Genomic DNA, 586 nt, shown 5'->3' with positions numbered 1-586 from the left:
GACGGCGCGGACTCCAGGCATCGACGCGGCCTTCGAACAGTCCAGCCTGGTGATACGCGCAGCGGGCACCGTGGACCGGAGCACCTTCGCGACAAGCGTGCCGTGCTCGAGGTAGTCCATGCCATATCTCGCCGCGCCGCGAACCTTGTCTTCCCCATCCGCCCGACGTGCGGACGTGCCGACGAGAGTCATCGCGGACCTCCATTCGAGCTCGCAGCTGCTTGCGCCGCGTCAATAATCTTCTGATACCCCGTGCAACGGCAGATGTTTCCGGTAAGCGACGACCGTACAGTGGAATCATCTGTATTGGACTCTGTTTCGAGTAGCGCCGTGAGCGTCATAACCACTCCGGGTATGCACGCACCGCACTGCACCCCACCATGTTCCAACAGGGCGTCCTGGATCCGAGTCAGCGGCTCATCGTGTGATGCCAGGCCTTCGACCGTACGCACCGCCGTTCCTTCGGCATTGGCGACCGGGTAGATGCATGAGTCGACGGGTGAGCCGTCAACGAGGACGGTGCAGGCGCCGCAACGCCCCTCACCGCATCCGCGCTTGGCGCCCAGCAGGCCTGACTGATCTCGCA

2 protein-coding genes are annotated in these 586 nt (G+C 63.7%); both read right to left on the bottom strand.

The window, feature by feature from the left end:
• On the bottom strand, nt 1-192 hold a 192-nt coding region (locus tag ABD323_RS44130; RefSeq protein ID WP_344447630.1), incomplete at its 3' end, for a hypothetical protein.
• Nucleotides 189-452, bottom strand: coding sequence for a (2Fe-2S)-binding protein (locus tag ABD323_RS46185; protein ID WP_425556365.1), 264 nt, complete (start codon nt 450-452; stop codon nt 189-191). The genes ABD323_RS46185 and ABD323_RS44130, both read right to left, overlap by 4 nt.
• Between the last annotated feature and the right edge of the window lie 134 nt (nt 453-586).

It is taken from the genome of Kitasatospora nipponensis, from assembly GCF_039528135.1.
Classification (GTDB): Bacteria; Actinomycetota; Actinomycetes; order Streptomycetales; family Streptomycetaceae; genus Kitasatospora; species Kitasatospora nipponensis.
The sequence above is the reverse complement of the archived record's forward strand: the minus strand, read 5'-3'. Positions and strand labels throughout refer to the sequence as shown.